The 17,732-nt window shown below is 62.2% G+C and carries 16 protein-coding genes; 14 read left to right on the forward strand and 2 right to left on the reverse strand.

Annotation, left to right across the window (positions count from 1 at the left end):
• The first annotated feature begins 159 nt into the window (after positions 1 to 159).
• The gene (locus tag NE357_RS00805; RefSeq protein WP_085712631.1) at positions 160 to 621 is read left to right on the forward strand and encodes an aminoacyl-tRNA deacylase; all 462 of its coding nucleotides are present in this window, start codon (positions 160 to 162) and stop codon (positions 619 to 621) included.
• A 126-nt stretch (positions 622 to 747) separates the two neighbouring features.
• Positions 748 to 993, forward strand: coding sequence for a DUF2789 domain-containing protein (locus NE357_RS00810; RefSeq protein WP_169428329.1), 246 nt, complete (start codon positions 748 to 750; stop codon positions 991 to 993).
• A gap of 9 nt (positions 994 to 1,002) precedes the next feature.
• Here the strand turns inward: NE357_RS00810 and NE357_RS00815 are convergent, their stop codons facing one another.
• On the reverse strand, positions 1,003 to 1,203 hold the full coding sequence (locus NE357_RS00815) for a hypothetical protein (RefSeq protein ID WP_169428330.1): 201 nt from the start codon (positions 1,201 to 1,203) through the stop codon (positions 1,003 to 1,005).
• Between the two features lie 173 nt (positions 1,204 to 1,376).
• On the opposite strand from NE357_RS00815, the gene NE357_RS00820 reads away from it, so the two are divergent.
• The 11 genes from NE357_RS00820 (at position 1,377) to pgaD (ending at position 15,468) form a co-directional block, all read left to right on the forward strand.
• Positions 1,377 to 1,805, forward strand: coding sequence for a MarR family winged helix-turn-helix transcriptional regulator (locus NE357_RS00820; protein WP_011331882.1), 429 nt, complete (start codon positions 1,377 to 1,379; stop codon positions 1,803 to 1,805).
• Positions 1,802 to 3,865 carry an FUSC family protein gene (locus NE357_RS00825; RefSeq protein ID WP_169428331.1) on the forward strand — a complete coding sequence of 688 codons (2,064 nt, stop codon included), beginning with the start codon at positions 1,802 to 1,804 and terminating at the stop codon, positions 3,863 to 3,865. The genes NE357_RS00820 and NE357_RS00825 overlap by 4 nt, the downstream gene beginning before the upstream one ends.
• Positions 3,862 to 4,071 (forward strand): DUF1656 domain-containing protein, encoded by a 210-nt coding sequence (locus NE357_RS00830; protein ID WP_007957657.1) that lies wholly within the window; start codon positions 3,862 to 3,864, stop codon positions 4,069 to 4,071. The genes NE357_RS00825 and NE357_RS00830 overlap by 4 nt, the downstream gene beginning before the upstream one ends.
• Complete coding sequence (locus NE357_RS00835) at positions 4,068 to 4,952, forward strand: efflux RND transporter periplasmic adaptor subunit (RefSeq protein WP_169428332.1); 885 nt, start codon at positions 4,068 to 4,070, stop codon at positions 4,950 to 4,952. The genes NE357_RS00830 and NE357_RS00835 overlap by 4 nt, the downstream gene beginning before the upstream one ends.
• Positions 4,949 to 6,391, forward strand: coding sequence for an efflux transporter outer membrane subunit (locus tag NE357_RS00840; protein ID WP_169428333.1), 1,443 nt, complete (start codon positions 4,949 to 4,951; stop codon positions 6,389 to 6,391). Before NE357_RS00835 ends, NE357_RS00840 begins: the two co-directional genes overlap by 4 nt.
• A 93-nt stretch (positions 6,392 to 6,484) precedes the next feature.
• The gene (locus NE357_RS00845) at positions 6,485 to 7,120 is read left to right on the forward strand and encodes an NADH:ubiquinone oxidoreductase subunit N (protein WP_169428334.1); all 636 of its coding nucleotides are present in this window, start codon (positions 6,485 to 6,487) and stop codon (positions 7,118 to 7,120) included.
• A gap of 200 nt (positions 7,121 to 7,320) precedes the next feature.
• Positions 7,321 to 8,832: a YdgA family protein gene (locus tag NE357_RS00850; protein ID WP_169428335.1), complete on the forward strand. Its 1,512-nt coding sequence runs from the start codon at positions 7,321 to 7,323 to the stop codon at positions 8,830 to 8,832.
• 255 nt (positions 8,833 to 9,087) lie between these two features.
• Complete coding sequence (gene pgaA / locus NE357_RS00855; protein ID WP_169428336.1) at positions 9,088 to 11,571, forward strand: poly-beta-1,6 N-acetyl-D-glucosamine export porin PgaA; 2,484 nt, start codon at positions 9,088 to 9,090, stop codon at positions 11,569 to 11,571.
• Between the two features lie 12 nt (positions 11,572 to 11,583).
• Complete coding sequence (pgaB, locus tag NE357_RS00860) at positions 11,584 to 13,581, forward strand: poly-beta-1,6-N-acetyl-D-glucosamine N-deacetylase PgaB (protein WP_169428337.1); 1,998 nt, start codon at positions 11,584 to 11,586, stop codon at positions 13,579 to 13,581.
• A gap of 1 nt (position 13,582) precedes the next feature.
• The gene (pgaC, locus tag NE357_RS00865; protein WP_169428338.1) at positions 13,583 to 14,938 is read left to right on the forward strand and encodes a poly-beta-1,6-N-acetyl-D-glucosamine synthase; all 1,356 of its coding nucleotides are present in this window, start codon (positions 13,583 to 13,585) and stop codon (positions 14,936 to 14,938) included.
• The gene (pgaD, locus tag NE357_RS00870; protein ID WP_169428339.1) at positions 14,935 to 15,468 is read left to right on the forward strand and encodes a poly-beta-1,6-N-acetyl-D-glucosamine biosynthesis protein PgaD; all 534 of its coding nucleotides are present in this window, start codon (positions 14,935 to 14,937) and stop codon (positions 15,466 to 15,468) included. The genes pgaC and pgaD overlap by 4 nt, the downstream gene beginning before the upstream one ends.
• Here the strand turns inward: pgaD and NE357_RS00875 are convergent.
• Positions 15,461 to 16,990, reverse strand: coding sequence for an FAD-dependent oxidoreductase (locus NE357_RS00875; protein ID WP_169428340.1), 1,530 nt, complete (start codon positions 16,988 to 16,990; stop codon positions 15,461 to 15,463). The genes pgaD and NE357_RS00875 overlap by 8 nt on opposite strands.
• A gap of 137 nt (positions 16,991 to 17,127) precedes the next feature.
• Here NE357_RS00875 and NE357_RS00880 point away from each other — a divergent pair, with 137 nt between their 5' ends.
• Complete coding sequence (locus NE357_RS00880; protein ID WP_207867071.1) at positions 17,128 to 17,688, forward strand: YbhB/YbcL family Raf kinase inhibitor-like protein; 561 nt, start codon at positions 17,128 to 17,130, stop codon at positions 17,686 to 17,688.
• Positions 17,689 to 17,732 lie beyond the last annotated feature (44 nt).

Consider the following 17,732-nt stretch of genomic DNA (forward strand, 5'->3'; position numbering starts at 1 on the left):
GTCTAGTAGAGCCTGCGGCTGGATGAATTTTGATCATTGCGCGGCCTCGCCAGTGGGCGGATTTACCTTCGTTCGCGGCTTGCCGGACTAGACTTTCCAGAACAGGAACAACGTTCATCATCGCTCGCCGCGCAGCGTCGGCGGGCAACGAGGTGCATCATGCGTATGGCAAGAAAAGTGCAAAGCAGCCTGACCCGGGCGCAATGCCAATACGACGTCGTTTCCCATCCGCACTCGAGCAGCAGCCTGGAAACGGCGCGGGTTTCGGGGATCCCGGCGGAGCGGGTGGCCAAATCGGTGATCCTCGACGATCACCACGGGCATTACCTGATGGCCGTGCTGCCAGCCAGCCGCCATCTGGACCTGAGCAAGGTGCGCACCAGCGGCGAGTGGCAGATCACCCGCGAAAGCACGCTCGCTCACCTGTTCGATGACTGCGAACGCGGTGCGGTGCCGCCACTGGGCGATTCCTATGGCCTGGACATGGTCATCGACCCGCTCGTGACCCGGCAGAAAGACATCTACCTGGAGGCCGGCAACCACAACAATCTGCTGCACATGAGCATGCCCGAGTTTCTGAAAATGGTGCCGCATGCGCAGGTGCGGGAGTTGAGTCAGTAGGTTTGCGGCGTTTTTGACGACGCTAATCGCGAGCAGGCTCGCTCCCACAGGTCCTGCGCTGAGCCTGTGGGAGCGAGCCTGCTCGCGAAATTCTTGCATCCACTGAATCTTCAAAGGACCAGAACAATGGAAAACCCGACGCACAGCCTCCCGTCCCTGTTCAAACAACTGGGCCTGGACAACGACCCGGTCAGCATCGATCAGTTCATCGCCGCCCACTCCCCGCTCAAACCCGAACTGCACCTGTGCGATGCGTTCTTCTGGAGCAAGAGCCAGGCGGATTTCCTGCGCGACGAGATTCTCGATGATGCGGATTGGGCGGAGGTGGTGGATCAGCTGGATGTGATGTTGAGGAAAGGGCGGGCGGGATAAAGACAAGACCTAGTCCTTGGCAGTCATAGCTCTCAAGGAAGAGAACGTCGCTTCAACTTCAAGATTGGATAAACCGATTCCGCAGGCCATTGATTCACGAGCGATTCTTACTTTTTGCTCTAAAAATGCCGCGTACGCAGATGTGTCGGGCAGACGTTCAATCGGATGTTGTCCGGAATTCGGGTTCTCGGGCGTGAATTGCGTCGTCATGGTTCAGTGCTCTCGGATGTCGGTGTCGGCGCAGTTTCAGCGAGGAACATTTCTTGTGCTGAAAGCAATTTGTTTCAAAACTTGACTGAATTTCCCCTCAAATGCCATATTGATAGTTAGCAAACTAACAGTGTGTGCATTCCCTCGTGCCGAATAACCTCGACGCTCTCCAGATGAACATCAGCAGTGCCATGGTGGTGGCCGCCAGGCATTGGCGGAAGATCTGCCAGACCACGCTGGTCAACTATGGAATTTCCGAAGCCTGCGCCGTCCCGTTGTTGATGATCGGGCGGCTGGGCGAGGGTGTGCGGCAGGTACAGGTGGCGCAGGCGGCGGGGATGGAGTCGCCGTCGCTGGTGCGTCTGCTCGATCAGTTGTGTCACGCCGGTTTTGTCTGCCGCACCGAAGATGCGCAGGACCGTCGCGCCAAATGCCTGAGCCTGACCGACACCGGCCGTGAGCTGGTGCAAGCGGTGGAGGCGCAACTGGTGCGCCTGCGTCATGAAGTGCTCGAAGGCATCGACCAGCGCGATCTGGAGGCTACGCTTCGGGTACTGAGAGCTTTTGAGGCGGCCACTCCGCCAACGGTGATCAATCCGTGAACGGGTTCTTTTCCGGCATGCCCCCAGCGCGGGACTGGTTCTACGGGATCCGCACGTTCGCGGCCTCGATGATCGCGCTGTACATCGCCCTGCTCATGCAGATGCCGCGTCCGTACTGGGCGATGGCCACGGTGTACATCGTTTCCAGCCCGTTCCTCGGTCCGACCAGTTCCAAGGCGCTGTATCGCGCCATCGGCACGTTTCTCGGTGCAGCGGCGGCGGTGCTGTTCGTGCCGATGTTCGTTCAGAGCCCTTATGTGCTGGTGGTGGTCATTGCGTTATGGACCGGGATTCTGCTGTTTCTGTCCCTGCATCTGCGGACCGCCAACAATTACGCGCTGATGCTGGCCGGCTACACCTTGCCGTTGATCGCCCTGCCGGTGGTGGATAACCCGCTGGCGGTGTGGGACGTGGCCGAATCGCGAACTGAAGAGATCTTTCTCGGTATCGCCGTGGCGGCGGTGGTCGGTGCGATGTTCTGGCCACGACGCCTGGCACCGGTGTTCAACGACGCCGTGGGCAAATGGTTCGCCGACGCCACGACCTACAGCCTGAAATTCCTCAGCCGCGACGTAAATCCCGAAGAAGTCACCGCCCTGCGCATGGCCATGGTCGGCAGTTTCAACAGCCTGGAGTTGATGATCGGCCAGTTGCCGCACGAAGGTGCGCGGCCGCAGACGGTGCGCAACACCAAGGAACTGCGCGGGCGGATGATCCACCTGCTGCCGGTGATCGATGCCCTGGAAGATTCGCTTTACGCCCTCGAACGACGCACGCCGGAACTGGTGGAAAAATTCGCGCCGCTGCTCACCGCCACCCGCGAATGGCTAGGCCACAAAGACGCCGACCTCGAGCGCTGGCAAACCCTGCGGGAACAGCTCGAAGCGTTGCAACCGAGCGCCGAAGCCCTCGAAGATCGCAAACAGTTGCTGTTTTCCAACGCGCTGTACCGTCTCGGCGAATTCATCGATCTGTGGCAGGACTGTCGCAGTCTGCAGGGCGCGATCCTGTGCGAACGGCAGGACAGCTGGCGCGCGGTCTATCGTCACTGGCGCCTCGGCCGCCTGACGCCATTCCTCGACCGTGGGCTGATGCTGTATTCGGTGGCCTCGACCATTCTGGCGATCATCGTCGCCTCGGTACTGTGGATCCTGCTGGGGTGGACCGACGGCGGCAGCGCGGTGATTCTGGCGGCGGTGTCGTGCAGTTTCTTCGCCTCGATGGACGACCCGGCGCCACAGATCTACCGGTTCTTTTTCTGGACCGGGATGTCAGTGCTGTTTGCCAGCCTGTACCTGTTTCTGGTGCTGCCGAACTTGCATGACTTTCCGATGCTGGTGCTGGCATTTGCGGTGCCGTTCATCTGTGTCGGCACCCTGACGGTCCAGCCACGGTTTTTCCTCGGCATGCTGCTGACGCTGGTCAACACCTCGTCGTTCATCAGCATTTCGGGTGCTTACGACGCGGATTTCTTTGCATTCGCCAATTCCAACCTGGCGGGCCCGATGGGGCTGTTGTTCGCGTTTATCTGGACCCTGATCGCCCGGCCGTTCGGCGCCGAGCTGGCGGCCAAGCGCCTGACCCGTTTCAGCTGGAAAGACATCGTCAGCATGACCGAACCGGCCACCCTCGCCGAACACCGGCATCTGGGTGTGCAACTGCTCGACCGCCTGATGCAGCACCTGCCGCGTCTGGCGCTGACCGGCCAGGACACTGGCATCGCCATGCGCGAAGTGCGCGTGGGGCTGAACCTGCTCGATCTGCTCGCCTATACGCCGCGAGTGACGGGCGCGCCGAACGCGTTACTCAAGCAAGTGGTGTCCGAGGTCGGCGAGTATTTCCGTGCCTGCCTCAAGGCCGGTGAACGCTTGCCGGCGCCAAGCGCCTTGTTGATGACCATGGATCGCACCCGCCGTGCGCTCAATGGCCACTGCGAGGAAGAAACCCGACTCAACCTGTTGCACGCCTTGAGCGGTTTGCGCCTGGCGCTGTTGCCCGGCGTGGAATTCGTCTCCAGTGCCGAGCCCGAAGAACCGCTGCCCGAAGGAGCGCCCCTATGATCGGTGATCTGGACATCAGCGGCATTTTCCTGCCGACCCTGCTGGTGTTGATGGGCATCACTTATGTGTTGTTTGTGTTGGTACACGGCGTGCTCACACGCCTGCATTTCTACCGTCTGGTCTGGCACCGGGCATTGTTCAACGTGGCTCTCTACGCCGTGATGCTGTACGGCGTGGATTCACTCAGTCGATACCTGATGACATGAAAAAACCGTTTCTGACCCTCGGTCGCGTCGTCCTGACGCTGCTGATCGTGACTTTCGCCGTCGTCGTGGTCTGGCGCATGGTGATGTATTACATGTTCGCGCCCTGGACCCGCGACGGCCACATTCGCGCCGACATCGTGCAGATCGCCCCGGACGTGTCCGGGCTGATCCAGCAGGTCGAAGTGAAGGACAACCAGTTGGTGAAACGCGGCCAGGTGCTGTTCAGCATCGACCAGGACCGTTTCAAACTGGCATTGCGCCAAGCCAAGGCAGCCGTTGCCGACCGTGAAGAAACCCTCGCCCAGGCCCAGCGTGAAGCCAAGCGTAACCGTGGATTGGGCAATCTGGTGCCGGCCGAACAGCTGGAAGAAAGCCTGTCGAAAGTGGCCCGCGCGCAATCGGCACTGGCCGAAGCGCTGGTGACGGTGGACAGCGCCCAGCTCAACCTCGATCGCTCGGTGATCCGCAGCCCGGTGGACGGCTACGTCAACGACCGTGCGCCGCGCTCGCAGGAATTCGTCACCGCCGGGCGTCCGGTGTTGTCGGTGGTGGACAGCAATTCGTTCCACATCGACGGCTATTTCGAAGAGACCAAACTCGACGGCATCCACATCGGTCAGTCGGTGGATATCCGCGTGATCGGCGACCGCGCCCGCTTGCGCGGGCATGTCGAAAGCATCGTCGCCGGTATCGAAGACCGTGACCGTTCGAGCGGCAGCAACCTGTTGCCCAACGTCAACCCGGCCTTCAGCTGGGTGCGTCTGGCGCAGCGGATTCCGGTGCGCATCGCCTTCGACGATGTGCCGGAAGACTTCCGCATGATTGCCGGGCGTACCGCCACGGTCTCGATCATCGACGATCAGCAGGAGCCCGCGAAATGAGCAGGGCCCTGATGATCGCCGGTCTGGGCGTGATGTTGTCGGCCTGTTCCATGGTCGGGCCGGACTATCACCTGCCGAGTGATGCGGCGATTCAGCGCAAGGATTTCCAGGGCGATCTGGCGGTGGCCGGCAAACCTGTGGTCTCCACTCCCGTGCCGGCGGACTGGTGGCGGTTGTATCGCGATCCGCGTCTGGATCAACTGGTGCAGCAGGCCATGGCCTCCAACACCGATCTGCGGGTGGCGGCGGCGAACTTGTCGCGGGCCCGTGCCCAGGTCGATGAAGCCGAGGCGGCCGGCGGCTGGAGCGGTGGCGTGAAAATGGGTGCCCAGCGCTTGCAGGAATCCGGTCAGGCATTTCTGCTGCCGGAGAAAGTCCCGGTGGCCAACGTCGCCGACATCGGCATCAGCGCGTCTTACCAGTTCGACCTGTGGGGCGTCCTGCAGCGCGGGATCGAAGCGGCGAAAGCCAACGCCGACGCGACCCAGGCCGCTGCCGACACCGCACGCATCACCTTGGTGGCAGACGTGGTTCGGGCCTACACCCAGGTCTGCGCAGCCAACGAAGAACGGGAAATCGCCCAGCATTCCCTCGACCTGCAATCCCAGAGCACCACGCTGATTCAGCGCCTGCGTGATGCCGGACGCGGGGACGAAACCCAGGTCACCCGCTCGCAGACTCAATTCAAGTCCCTGCGCGCCGACCTGCCGCGCTATGAAGCGGCGCGTCAGGCCGGGTTGTTCCGTCTGTCGATGCTGCTGGCCAAACCGGTCGATCAATTGCCGGCCGGCACGGCGACCTGTGCTGAATTGCCGAAAATCGCCCAACTGGTGCCGGTCGGTGATGGCGTCGCGCTGCTCAAACGACGGCCGGATATCCGCCAGGCCGAACGTCGTTTGGCAGCTGCGACCGCCGGGATCGGCATTGCCACCGGCGAGCTGTACCCGGACATCAGCATCGGCGCGACCATCGGCACCGTCGGCATTGTTTCCGACCTTGGTGACCCCTCGACCAACCGCTGGGGCTTTGGCCCGTCGCTGAGCTGGAAGGTGCCGACCAACGGCGCCCGGGCGCGTATCCGCGAGGCCGAAGCTTCGACCCAGGGCGCCTTGGCGCATTTCGACGGGGTGGTGCTCAACGCCATCCGCGAAACCCAGACCGGTCTGGCTCAATACACCGCGCTGCTGCAACGCCGCGACGCCCTGGCCGATGCCGAGCAGTCGGCGAAGCTGGCGGCTGACCAGACTCACCGCTTCTTCCAGGCGGGCCGCGAGTCGTTCCTCGCCGACCTGCAAGCCACTCGCACCTACACCGACGTCACTGCGCAACTGGCCGCCGCCAACACTCAGGTTGCCATGAGCCAGATCGATTTGTTCCTCGCCCTCGGCGGTGGCTGGGAAAGCGGACGAACGCAAGCCTCGAGCGCCAGCAAACCCTGAGGCCGTTGCTATGCTTTGAAGTATTGAAAGGGCGCCCCGAACCAGGCGCCTTTTCAGTGCACATTGCTAGCGCAGGTCTAGGGGAAACCAATAATGAAAAACCCTTACGCTCTCGGCTTCTGGTGCGCCCTGGTCGCACTGGTGCTGCTGTCGGCCACCTATTTCTACGGCATCATGCTGGCTCATCAGATCGACAAGGCGATGGTCTTCCTCGACAGCGCGACCGCGCTGATCGCGGTGATGGCGATCGTGGTGGTGGCCTGGGCATCGGTCCAGGTGCAGCGGCTCAAGAAACGCCAGCTTCAGCAAAGCAAGACGCTGCTGCTGATCTGGGACACCAAAGTCGCACTGCGCAAAGTCGAAACCGTGTTCGACCGCTACTTTTGGGGCAGCTACTGGCAACCGGGACGCACTTTCGCCGAGGTCATGGGCGAACTCACCGGCACTCCGCTGGAAAAAAGCCTCGAAGCCCTGAAAAAACAATGCCTGGCTCTGGACAAACAAGTCGCCGATGACGGCTGGCACTGGTTGAACAATGCCCGTGAATTGTCCGATGTCGCGACCGCCATGGCCCGCGAGCGCTATCAGCTGGATTTCTGCGACCCACGCGGCGACGGGCCGGGCGGGGCGGTGATCGACCGGGATTTCGAGGTGCTGGTGTACACCTGGACCGCACGCCTGAAAAGCTTCGATCATCAGCTCGATGAGATCGAGCTGCAGTATTCCTGACCTCCCAAAAGATCGCCGAACCCGGCGATCTTTTTGTTTGTCCATGTCCCGTGGACACTCTTTAACCTTTAAACATTGGGCCGCCCCGCGCTGCCAGTGCTAATCTCCACCGCTAAATTCAGCGGAGTCGCGCCACGGCCCGGTCACGGGTTCACGGAAGACGACCACACCTTCAGCCACGGAAATCGATCAGGTCATTCATGAATAAATCAGCAGGCGTGCTTCTCGGAATTGTTGTTGCGATCGGCGCCATTAGCGTCGGCGGGGCCTGGTACACCGGCACCAAAATCGAAGGCGTACTGAACAATGCCGTCGCCAATGCCAACAGCGAGTTGCAGACCGCCATGGCCGGCTCCAACGGCAGTGCGTCGCTGGAACTGGTGTCGCTGGAACGCAACACCTTCAGCAGCACCGCGCACTATCGCCTCAAGGGTGAAGGCGAGATGTTCGGCGAAGCGCCGGTCGAGCTGCTGTTCGTCGACCATATCGAGCACGGCCCGCTGCCGTTCTCGCGTCTGGTCTCGCTGAAATGGCTGCCGGTCATGGCCACCAGTCACTATGAGCTGGAAAAGACCCCGATCACCGAGAAATGGTTCGCCGCCACCAAGGGCGCTGCGCCACTCAAAGGTGTGGTCAACATCGGCTATGACCAGTCCACCACTGGCAATATCGAACTGCTGCCGCTGGAAACCGCGCTGGACGACAAGTCGAGCCTGAAGTTTTCCGGCCTGAACATGGACATTTCCGCCAGTGCCCAGGCACAGAAGGTCAAGGCCAACGGCTACATGGACAGCCTGCACCTGACCACCGTGGCTGAAGACCAGGCGCCGGTGCAGATCGAACTCAATGGCCTGACCCTGGCCAGCAACCTCGCCAAGAGCAGCTATGGCTACTACACCGGCGAAAACACCCTGGAACTGACCAGCAGCAAGACTACCTTCGGCGCCAAGCAGTCCGTGCTGGGCGTGAAGAACTTCGAGATGAAGAACCTCACCGAAGAAAACGGCACGAACGCTTCCGGCCGTGCCGACTACAAAATCGGTGAAGTGACCCTCAACGACAAGAAAATCGGTTCGGCCAATCTGGCCATGAGCCTTAAAAACCTCGACATCCCGTCGGCTCTGTCGCTGATGCAGATCTACCAGACCAAGCTGCAGCCATACGAAAAAGCCGCTGCCGAAGCCTCCGCCGCCGGTCTGCCGGCACCGGAGCTGAACCTGACCGAAGCCGAGTCCACTCAGGTCAAGGCTGACCTGCAAAAACTGCTGGCGGCCGGGCCGCAACTGGCGCTGGAAGACCTGTCGCTGAAAACCGCCAACGGTGAAAGCCGTGCCAATCTGGTGCTCGACCTGACCAAGCCACAGTCGATGGACCTGCCGCCGGATCAACTGGGCAAGCAACTGATCGCCCTGCTTGACGTCAACGTGCTGGTGTCCAAGCCGATGCTGGTCGATCTGCTCAGCGTGCAGGCGCAACTCGATGGTCAGACCGATGCCAAAGCCATCGTCGACCAGGCCAGCGCCGGAGCCGACATGTTCGCCGGCATGGCCGTCGGTTCGCAGTTGGCGACCCTGGATGGCACCAACGTTGTCACCAAGCTGCATTACGCCGCCAATCAGGTGGAGTTCAACGGCCAGAAGATGACCGTCGAGCAGTTCGTCGGTTTCCTGATGAGCAAATTCGCTGGTGTCAACGTCAGCCAGGAACAGTAACCCCCTCGCTACACCTCAACGCCCGGCCTTTGCTCCCCGCAAACGCCGGGCGTTTTGCTGTCTGGAATCGGCGTGAGCGGCGTGAGCCAGCGTTTTCGGTCACGAATCTGAACAAATATTGTGTTCTGAATATTGATCTACGCTTGCGTGCAAGACTGCTTGGATAGCTTGGCCAGGTAAATCGACTTGGTCTCCGTTACGAATTGGGCAAGGGGGAGCATTGCTACCCGGCTGGCCATGTAAGGATGCTGACGAATGCCGCGTATTGATGTTCCTGTAATACATCGTGGTTTACGCCCTTTGTTTCGAGTCGCGCTTTGCACTCAGTTGCTCTGGCCGGTGCTCGCGTTGGCCGATACGGCCTACGATCAAATGGTGCTTGATGCCCGGGCAGGGCATTACACGCCCGCGCTGACCGCTTTGCGTCAGGTGCCGCCGGCCCAGGCCACTCCGGGACAGATCAGCGATCACCTGCAAATCGCCAGTTGGGCCGGGCTTGATGCCGAAGTGGTGCAAGTTTACGAGACCCAGGGGCGCGACCGCGCATTGCCGACCCAGGCCCTGACCGCCACCGCTCGCGCCTATCGCAATCTCAAGCGCTGGGATCAGGCCATCGAGGTCTACAACAAGGCCCTGGCGCAGGAACCGAACAACGCCGACCTGCAACTCGGTCTCGCGCTGACCCAGGCAGACTCTGGCAAACCCGATGAGGCCGTGACCCGTGCCAAGGCATTGGTTGCCGCCAAACCCGATGATCCTTCCCGCCGTCTCGCACTGGGCTATGCCCTGACCCGTGCTGGCAAGCAATATGATGCGTTGTTCGAATACGATCAGGCCTTCGCTCGCGCCGGCAGCAAACCGGAAGTCGCCCGTGAATACGTGGTCGCTCTGCAAAAGGCCCGTATGCCCGAGCCGGCGCTGCGCCTGGCCAATCAGCGGCCGGGGCTGATCGATCCGGTGACTCTGCGTCGTCTCGAAGGCGATCTGGCTGCCGAGCGGGTGCGCCTCGCCGAATTCGCCACCCGCAGCGAAAAAGAACGCTACGTGATCGCCGACCGCGCACTGGCCGACTACGACAAGCTGCTCGCCACCTGGACCCCGGATGCCGGCGCCCACGACGACGTGACCCGCTGGCGCATCGACCGCATGGGCGCGCTCAAGGCCCGTGCGCGTACGGCCGACGTCATTGCCGAATACCAGAAACTGCAAGGCGAAGGCGTGAAGATTCCGACCTACGCCCTGCGCTGGGTGGCTGCTTCGTATCTGGATCAGCGTCAGCCCGAGGTCTCCACTGACCTGTATCGTCAGGTGCTCTCGGCGCCGGACGCCGATGCCGGCGATCGCCTCGAAGACACCACCGCGCTGTATTACTCGTTGCTGGAAAGCGACCGTGTCGAGGAGGCGCGCAAGGTCGCCGAAGATCTGGCCAAAAACGAGAAACCGCGCGTCGAACTCAAGGGCTTGCCGATCGGTAACCCCAGCGACGACTGGATGGACGCGCAACTGCTCTCGGCTCAGGCTGCCGGCACCTACGGCGCGGACCTGCCCCATGGCGAGGATCGCTTGCAGACGCTGGTCGATCAGGCGCCGGGCAACGTCGGCCTGCGCCTGTCCCAGGCCGATCTTTACCTGGCGCGACAATGGCCGCGCCGCGCCGAGAGCCAGCTCAAGGAAGTCGAGAGCATGGTGCCCCGGGACATGGGACTGGAGGTGGCTCAGGCCCGAACCGCCATGACGCTTCAGGAATGGCGGCAGATGGATGCGCTGACCGACGACGTCGTGGAGCGCTTCCCGGACAACCGCCAGGTGCAGCGAGCGGCCCGCGAGCGTGAAGTGCATGACATGTCCGAATTACGCGTTGAAGCCTACGGCGGCAAGGCCAATGGCGGCAGCGGTGGCAATGCCGGCGCGGTCAGCGGCAGCCGGGACTTCGGTATCCAGAGCACGCTCTACAGTCCGCCGATCGATGAGGACTGGCGCGTGTTCGCCGGGGTCGGTTATGCCACCGGTGACTTCGCCGAAGGCACCGGCAACCACCGCTTCCAGCGTGTCGGTCTGGAGCGGCGCACCCGCGACATGACCCTTGAAGCTGAAGTCTCCAACCATTCCTACGGTTACGGCGACAAGCAGGGCGCCCGCCTGGCGATTGCCCGGGACATCAATGACAACTGGCAGTACGGCGGCAGCCTTGAATACCTGTCGGCGGAGACCCCGTTGCGGGCGCTCAACAGCGACATCAAGGCCAACGGCGGCAGCGGTTTCATCCGCTGGCGCGCGAATGAAAGCCGCGAGTGGAAACTGTCGGTCAGCCCGTCGCATTTCAGCGACGGCAACAACCGTGTCGAAGCCTTGCTGACCGGCCGCGAAGGCGTCTACAGCACCACCCACGTGCAGGTCGACGCCGGTCTGGAAGTCAGCACCAGTCATAACTCCAAATCCGAAGACGTGCCGTACTTCAACCCGAAGGCGGACTTCAGCGTGATGCCGACGGTCAACGTCAACCACGTGCTCTACCACCGCTACGAAACCTCCTGGAGCCAGCAATTCCAGGCCGGTGCGGGTACGTACAGCCAGCGTGATCACGGCACCGGCGGCATGGCGATGCTCGGCTACGGCCAGCGTTATGCCTGGAACGACGTATTCGAGGTGGGCGGTTTGTTCAGTGTGATCAACCGGCCCTACGACGGTGACCGGGAAACCGATCTGCGTCTGCTCGTCGACCTCACTTTCCGCTTCTAGAAGAGTTTGAAGATGCCTTTGATTTCGCGTTTCATCCTTCTGCTGGGAGTGCTGCTGGTCAGCGCCTGCGCCCAGCAAGCCCCGGCCTTCGCGCCGCCGTCCGAGCGTCCGCTGGCGGCCAATGAAAAGCCCTGGCCGAAAAACCACGTGCTGGGCATTGCCTACCACGACGTCGAAGACCGTGATCCCGATCAGGCCGTAGTGGCCGTGCGCACCGAGCGCATGATCGAGCAGCTGGCCTGGCTGCGGGAAAACAACTACAAGCCGGTGACGGTCGATCAGATCATGGCCGCGCGCAAGGGCGGGCCGGAACTGCCGCCCAAAGCGATCCTGCTCAGCTTCGACGACGGCTACGCGAGTTTCTACACCCGTGTGATGCCGGTGCTGCGCGCCTACAACTGGCATGCGCTGCTGGCGCCGGTCGGGGTCTGGATCGATACACCGCTGAATCAACCGGTGGATTTTGCCGGCGCCATGCGCCCGCGTTCCGACTTTCTGACCTGGGATCAGGTGCGAGAAATTTCGCAATCGGGCCTGGTGGAAATCGCCGCCCACACCGATGCCAGCCACAAAGGCATCCTCGCCAACCCGCAAGGCAACATGCAGCCGGCCGCCGCAACCCGTCGCTACGATCCGGTGACCAGGCGCTACGAATCCGAAGCGCAATTCCAGGCACGGATTCGCACTGACGTGGCCACCATCTCAGAGAAAATCCGCAAGGCCACCGGTAAAAAACCACGAATCTGGGTCTGGCCCTACGGGACGGCGGACGGTACTTCGCTGACCGTTGTCAGCGAGCAGGGCTACGAAATGGCCCTGACCCTCGACGACGGTCTCGATGCCCTCGACAACCTGATGAGCAGCCCACGTTTTCTCGTGGCCTCGGACCCGGATGGCGAGCATTTCGCCAACAGCATCGTGGCCGTGCAGTCGGATTTCGCCATGCGCGTGGTGCACGTGGATCTGGACAACGTCTATGACCCGGATCCGGCGCAGCAGGAGGTCAATCTCGGCAAGCTGATCCAGCGCATGTCCGACATGGGCGCCAACACGGTGTTCCTGCAAGCCTTCGCCGATCCGCAGGGTGATGGTCTGGTGCATTCGCTGTACTTCCCCAACCGTCATCTGCCGATGCGCGCCGACCTCTTCGACCGCGTCGCCTGGCAGCTGCGTACCCGGGCCCACGTGAAGGTGTTCGCCTGGATGCCGGTGCTGAGTTTTGCGCTGGATTCGACATTGCCGCGGGTCACGCGCTGGGATCCGAAGACCGGCACTACCGCTGTCGATCCGGATCAGTACAAGCGGCTGTCACCGTTCGACCCCGAGGTGCGGCGGATCATTGGTGAGATCTACGAAGACGTGGCGCGCCTGACCTCGGTGGACGGCATTCTCTACCACGATGACGCCGTGCTGTCGGACTTCGAGGACGCCAGTCCCGAGGCCTTGAAGGCTTATGCCGCCCACGGTCTGCCGGGCTCGATTGCCGCCCTGCGTGATGATCCGGCAGCTATGCAGCGCTGGACGCGATTCAAGAGCCGCTACCTGATCGACTTCACCAATGAACTGACCGCCAAGGTGCGGGCGATCCGTGGCCCGCAGGTGCTCACCGCGCGCAACATCTTCGCCGAGCCGATTCTCAATCCCGGGAGCGAAGCGTGGTTCGCGCAGAACCTCGACGACTTCCTTGTGAGCTACGACTGGACGGCGCCGATGGCCATGCCACTCATGGAAAAGCAGACCCCTGCGCAATCCGGCCCGTGGCTGGAAGAACTGGTGGCGAAAATCAAACAACGCCCCGGTGCGCTGGATCGCACGGTGTTCGAATTGCAGGCACGGGACTGGACGAAGAAGGATCAGGCCGACATCGACGGTGCGCAACTGGCCGACTGGATGGGCCGCCTCAAGCGTCAGGGCGCCACCAGTTTCGGTTACTACCCGGACAACTTCCTCGAGAACCTGCCGGACCTGAAAACCGTGCGGCCTGCGCTCTCCAACAAATGGAACCCATGACATGCTGGATAGACTGCTGGCCCTGCTGGTTCTGGCGATTGTCCTCGGCGTACCGCTGGGGCTGATCTTCCTGGTCACCGGGCAATTCCTGATGGACTTCGTGTTCTTCTACCCGCTGTTCATGTCCGGGTTGTGGATTTCCGGTGGCCTGTACTTCTGGCTGCACTGGGAACGGCACTGGCCTTGGAAAGACGACACCCTGCCGCCACCGCTGGAAGGCGAACCGCTGATTTCGATCCTGATCCCTTGCTACAACGAGGGCGACAACGCGGCCGACACCATTCACGCGGCGCTGGCGCAGCATTACCCGAACATCGAAGTCATCGCGATCAACGACGGTTCCAAGGACAACACCGCGCAAGTGCTGGATGCGCTGGCCAAGGAAGATCCACGGCTGCGCGTGCTGCACCTGGCGGAAAACCAGGGCAAGGCCGTGGCACTGCGCATGGGCGCCATCGCGGCGCGCAGCGAATATCTGGTGTGCATCGACGGTGATGCGTTGCTGGCGCCGAACACTGCCGCTTATCTCGTGGCACCGATGCTCGACAACGCACGACTGGGCGCGGTGACCGGCAACCCGCGGATCCGCACCCGTTCGACCCTGGTCGGGCGGGTTCAGGTGGGCGAGTTTTCGTCGATCATCGGGCTGATCAAACGCACCCAGCGGGTGTTCGGGCGGATCTTCACCGTGTCGGGTGTGATCGTCGCGTTCCGCCGTACGGCGCTGAACCGGGTCGGCTACTGGAGCCCGGACATGATCACCGAAGACATCGACATCAGCTGGAAGCTGCAACTGGACCACTGGAGCATCTTCTACGAGCCCCGCGCCCTGTGCTGGATCCTGATGCCGGAAACCCTGCGCGGTCTGTGGAAGCAGCGCCTGCGCTGGGCCCAGGGCGGCGCCGAGGTGCTGTTCAAGAATATTCGCGGGATCTGGCAGTACCGTCACCGTTACCTGTGGCCACTGCTGTTCGAATACTGCCTGTCGACCGGTTGGGCATTCACCTTCCTGTTGTCGGTCATCTTCTGGGGCGTCGGCAAGTTCGTGGTCATGCCCGAAGCGATTGCGGTGGACCACCTGATGCCACCGGCATTTACCGGGCTGTTGCTGGCCTTCGTCTGCCTGGTGCAGTTCGCGGTCAGTATCGTGATCGACCGACGCTACGAGCCGGGTCTGGGCAGAACCATGTTCTGGGTGGTCTGGTATCCGTTGGTGTTCTGGTTCATCAGTCTGCTGACCACGCTGGTCAGCTTTCCGAAGGTGCTGTTCGGCCAGCATCAGAAGCGTGCGCGCTGGGTCAGCCCGGACCGGGGCATCAAACCGGCGGGCGACGACGAAGAGGAGATCATCAAATGAAAATCATCCGGACCCGCCAGCGGCCATTTCTGGTGGTGATCGATGTGATCCTCACCGTGCTGGCCTGGGTCGGCCTGCTGTATCTGCTGGTGCGCGGGCTGTGGCCGCTGATCGAAACCCATGCCGGTGGCCCGCGCATCGATCATTCGGCGTTCGAAGCCCTTGGCACCTTGCAGATCTATCTATGGGTGGCGCTGGTCAACGCCATCATCCTGATTTCCTGGGCCCGCTATCAACAACGCAAAAGCCGCAGTTTCGCCCAGCGCCGGCTGGCTGCCCCGGTGGTCGACGATGACGGTCTGAGCAAAAGCTTCAAGCTGTGCGATGACCGCCTGCAGAAGCTGCGCAGCCCTGGCGTCATCACCATCCACAACAATCAGGACGGTGACGTCAGCCACGTGGTGCCGCACCTGTGGCCGGTGGAGCCAGCCGAACTGCCGCCACCGCTGGCTCCACTGGAGCACCCACGGGTGATCTTTCTGCACGCCGAGGACGACGATAACCGCGAGCCATCGAACCGGCTCAACTGACCGCGCGAATCAGCCGCCATGCCTCTTCCATGGGCAGCGGCTGTTTCATGCGTTCGGCCAGCAACGCCATTGCGCGCTCCTGCTCGCACGCCACCGCAGCCACCACCAGGCCGTTGGCGCCGAAGAGTCCGATGAAGGGCGGCTGTTCGGGGTCGCCCATGAATTCGATGGCGTCCCACTGCCCGGCTTGGCCGAGATAGTCGTAGTTGCGGCCAAAGTGCCAGGTCCAGAAATACGGCACGTCGAGGTAATGCTCGTCGGCGCCGAGCATGTTGGCGGCGGCGATCCGCGCGTGTTGCTGGGCCAGGCGCCAGTGCTCGATGCGCCGCGGCTGGCCGTTCAACGGGAACGTGGCGATATCGCCGATGGCCCACAGGTTGTCGGTGACGCCCATACCGGCATCGACTCGAATCGATTGGTCATTCTCCAGTGGCAATGATGCGAACGCCTCGGTTGCCGGGCGCACACCAATTCCCGCCAGCACCAGATCCGCCGAAAGACGCAGGCCATTATCGAGTAGCACCGCCTCGACCTTGCCGTCACCGGTGATCTCCCTGGCTGGGTGATCGACGATGAATTTCACCCCGTTCTCTTCGTGGAGGGCGCGGATTGCCTTGCCCACGGCTTCACCGAACTGTGCCACGAAGGGAATGGCGTGGCGCGCCAGCACCGTGACGTCGAGACCGTGCTGGCGCAGCGCCGAAGCACATTCGAGGGCGATGAAACTGTCACCGATGATGACGGCACGCTGTCCCGGCCGTGCAATTTTCATGATCTGTTCGGCGTGGGCCCTGGAACGCAGGACAAACACCTGCGGCAGGTCGGCACCGGGCAGCTCCAGAGCATTGGGCGTCGCTCCGGTAGCGAGTACGGCGGCGCTGTAGTTCAGCGTCCGGCCATCGGCAAGATGCAGGGTGCAGGTCTGGGCATCGAGCGCGATGACTGTGCCAGACACGCGATTGACGTGTTGTTCGCGGTAGAAGTCATCATCGCGCAAGGGCGGGATTTGCTGTGGCGGTGTCTCTCCCGACAGGACAAATTTGCTCAATACCGTGCGGTCGTAGCCGGCGTCCGGTTCGCGGTCGATCATCACGATCTGTCCGCCAAAGCCTTTCTCCCGCAGAGCGACGGCGCACGCCGTTCCTGCAGCGCCGGAACCGACAATGACAAAGCTTCGCTGATCGTCCAGCCCGGGGACATGGGCATCCGGCAGTGGTTGATCATCAACCCAGACTTCATCACCACGCAGTTCCAACGGATACCGCTTGAGGCTGTCCAGGGCCGGTGGCTCGCACAGGGCGCCGTCCTCTGCGCGAAAGGCAGCCTTGTGCCAGGGACAGATCAGTCGCCCATGACACAAGGCGCCTTCCGCCAGCGGCGCCCCGGCATGTGGGCATTCGCCCTGAAAGGCGCGCAACTGGCCGGCGACGCTCAGCAGGACAATCTTGCAGTCGCCGATCTGTACTTCAAGGCCACGGTCTTGCGCAACATCGGCGAAACGGGCGACACGGTGCAGGGACATGGTCGTGCTCCATGGGGTGTTTCTCATACGAGTTTGGCCCGGATCGCGAGGTTCATCCATTTCCCACTGCCACGGCACGAACGGTACGGCTATAGTTTGCAGGCCGACGAAGGCCCAACTGCACAAGGTGCTCCCGGATGACCCGATTGACCTCTCTCAACCCTTGGCTGGCGGCCGTTGCCGTCGCCCTTTGCGTGCAGTTCCCGGCGCAGGCCCAGGAGCGCTTCACTCTCAGCATTCCCGGTGTTTCGGACAATCGTCTGTTCACCGCAGCGGCGGCCAGCGATGCCGCCGGTTGCGGCGGCAAGAACCTGTCCCCGGCGCTGAGCTGGAACGCCGGCCCCGCCGCGACCCAGAGCTATGCCATCGTGATGCACGATCCGGACGGCCAGAAAGGCATGGGCGTCGATCACTGGGTTCACTACGGCATCAAGGCCACAACCCGGCAGATCCCGGCCGGCAGCGGCACCAGGCCGACCTTCGAAGGGCTGGGCGGTACCAACAGCAAAGGCACGACCACCTATGTCGGCCCCTGCCCGCCGACCGGCGACAGTGCCCACCACTACATCATCCAGATCTACGCCCTGGACCTTGCCCCCGACGCCTTGCCGGCCGGTCTGACCCGCGCCCAGTTGCTGGAAAAGATCAAAGGCCATGTGCTGCGCAACAGCAGTGCGGTACGGCGTTATCACCGCTGAAAAATATTCGGCGGCGTTTAACCCGAACTGAAAGGGCTGCCCGT

The sequence above is a fragment of the Pseudomonas sp. G7(2022) genome, from assembly GCF_052660475.1.

Bases quoted from the DNA above. Each gene is read 5' to 3' on its own strand.
- pgaB (WP_169428337.1), top strand. From the start codon at position 11,584: ATGCCTTTGATTTCGCGTTTCATCCTTCTGCTGGGAGTGCTGCTGGTC.
- NE357_RS00880 (WP_207867071.1), top strand. From the start codon at position 17,128: ATGACCCGATTGACCTCTCTCAACCCTTGGCTGGCGGCCGTTGCCGTC.
- NE357_RS00850 (WP_169428335.1), top strand. From the start codon at position 7,321: ATGAATAAATCAGCAGGCGTGCTTCTCGGAATTGTTGTTGCGATCGGC.
- pgaC (WP_169428338.1), top strand. From the start codon at position 13,583: ATGCTGGATAGACTGCTGGCCCTGCTGGTTCTGGCGATTGTCCTCGGC.
- NE357_RS00815 (WP_169428330.1), bottom strand. From the start codon at position 1,203: ATGACGACGCAATTCACGCCCGAGAACCCGAATTCCGGACAACATCCG.
- NE357_RS00820 (WP_011331882.1), top strand. From the start codon at position 1,377: ATGAACATCAGCAGTGCCATGGTGGTGGCCGCCAGGCATTGGCGGAAG.
- NE357_RS00835 (WP_169428332.1), top strand. From the start codon at position 4,068: ATGAAAAAACCGTTTCTGACCCTCGGTCGCGTCGTCCTGACGCTGCTG.
- NE357_RS00805 (WP_085712631.1), top strand. From the start codon at position 160: ATGCGTATGGCAAGAAAAGTGCAAAGCAGCCTGACCCGGGCGCAATGC.
- NE357_RS00845 (WP_169428334.1), top strand. From the start codon at position 6,485: ATGAAAAACCCTTACGCTCTCGGCTTCTGGTGCGCCCTGGTCGCACTG.
- pgaA (WP_169428336.1), top strand. From the start codon at position 9,088: ATGCCGCGTATTGATGTTCCTGTAATACATCGTGGTTTACGCCCTTTG.
- NE357_RS00840 (WP_169428333.1), top strand. From the start codon at position 4,949: ATGAGCAGGGCCCTGATGATCGCCGGTCTGGGCGTGATGTTGTCGGCC.
- NE357_RS00830 (WP_007957657.1), top strand. From the start codon at position 3,862: ATGATCGGTGATCTGGACATCAGCGGCATTTTCCTGCCGACCCTGCTG.
- NE357_RS00810 (WP_169428329.1), top strand. From the start codon at position 748: ATGGAAAACCCGACGCACAGCCTCCCGTCCCTGTTCAAACAACTGGGC.
- NE357_RS00875 (WP_169428340.1), bottom strand. From the start codon at position 16,990: ATGTCCCTGCACCGTGTCGCCCGTTTCGCCGATGTTGCGCAAGACCGT.
- pgaD (WP_169428339.1), top strand. From the start codon at position 14,935: ATGAAAATCATCCGGACCCGCCAGCGGCCATTTCTGGTGGTGATCGAT.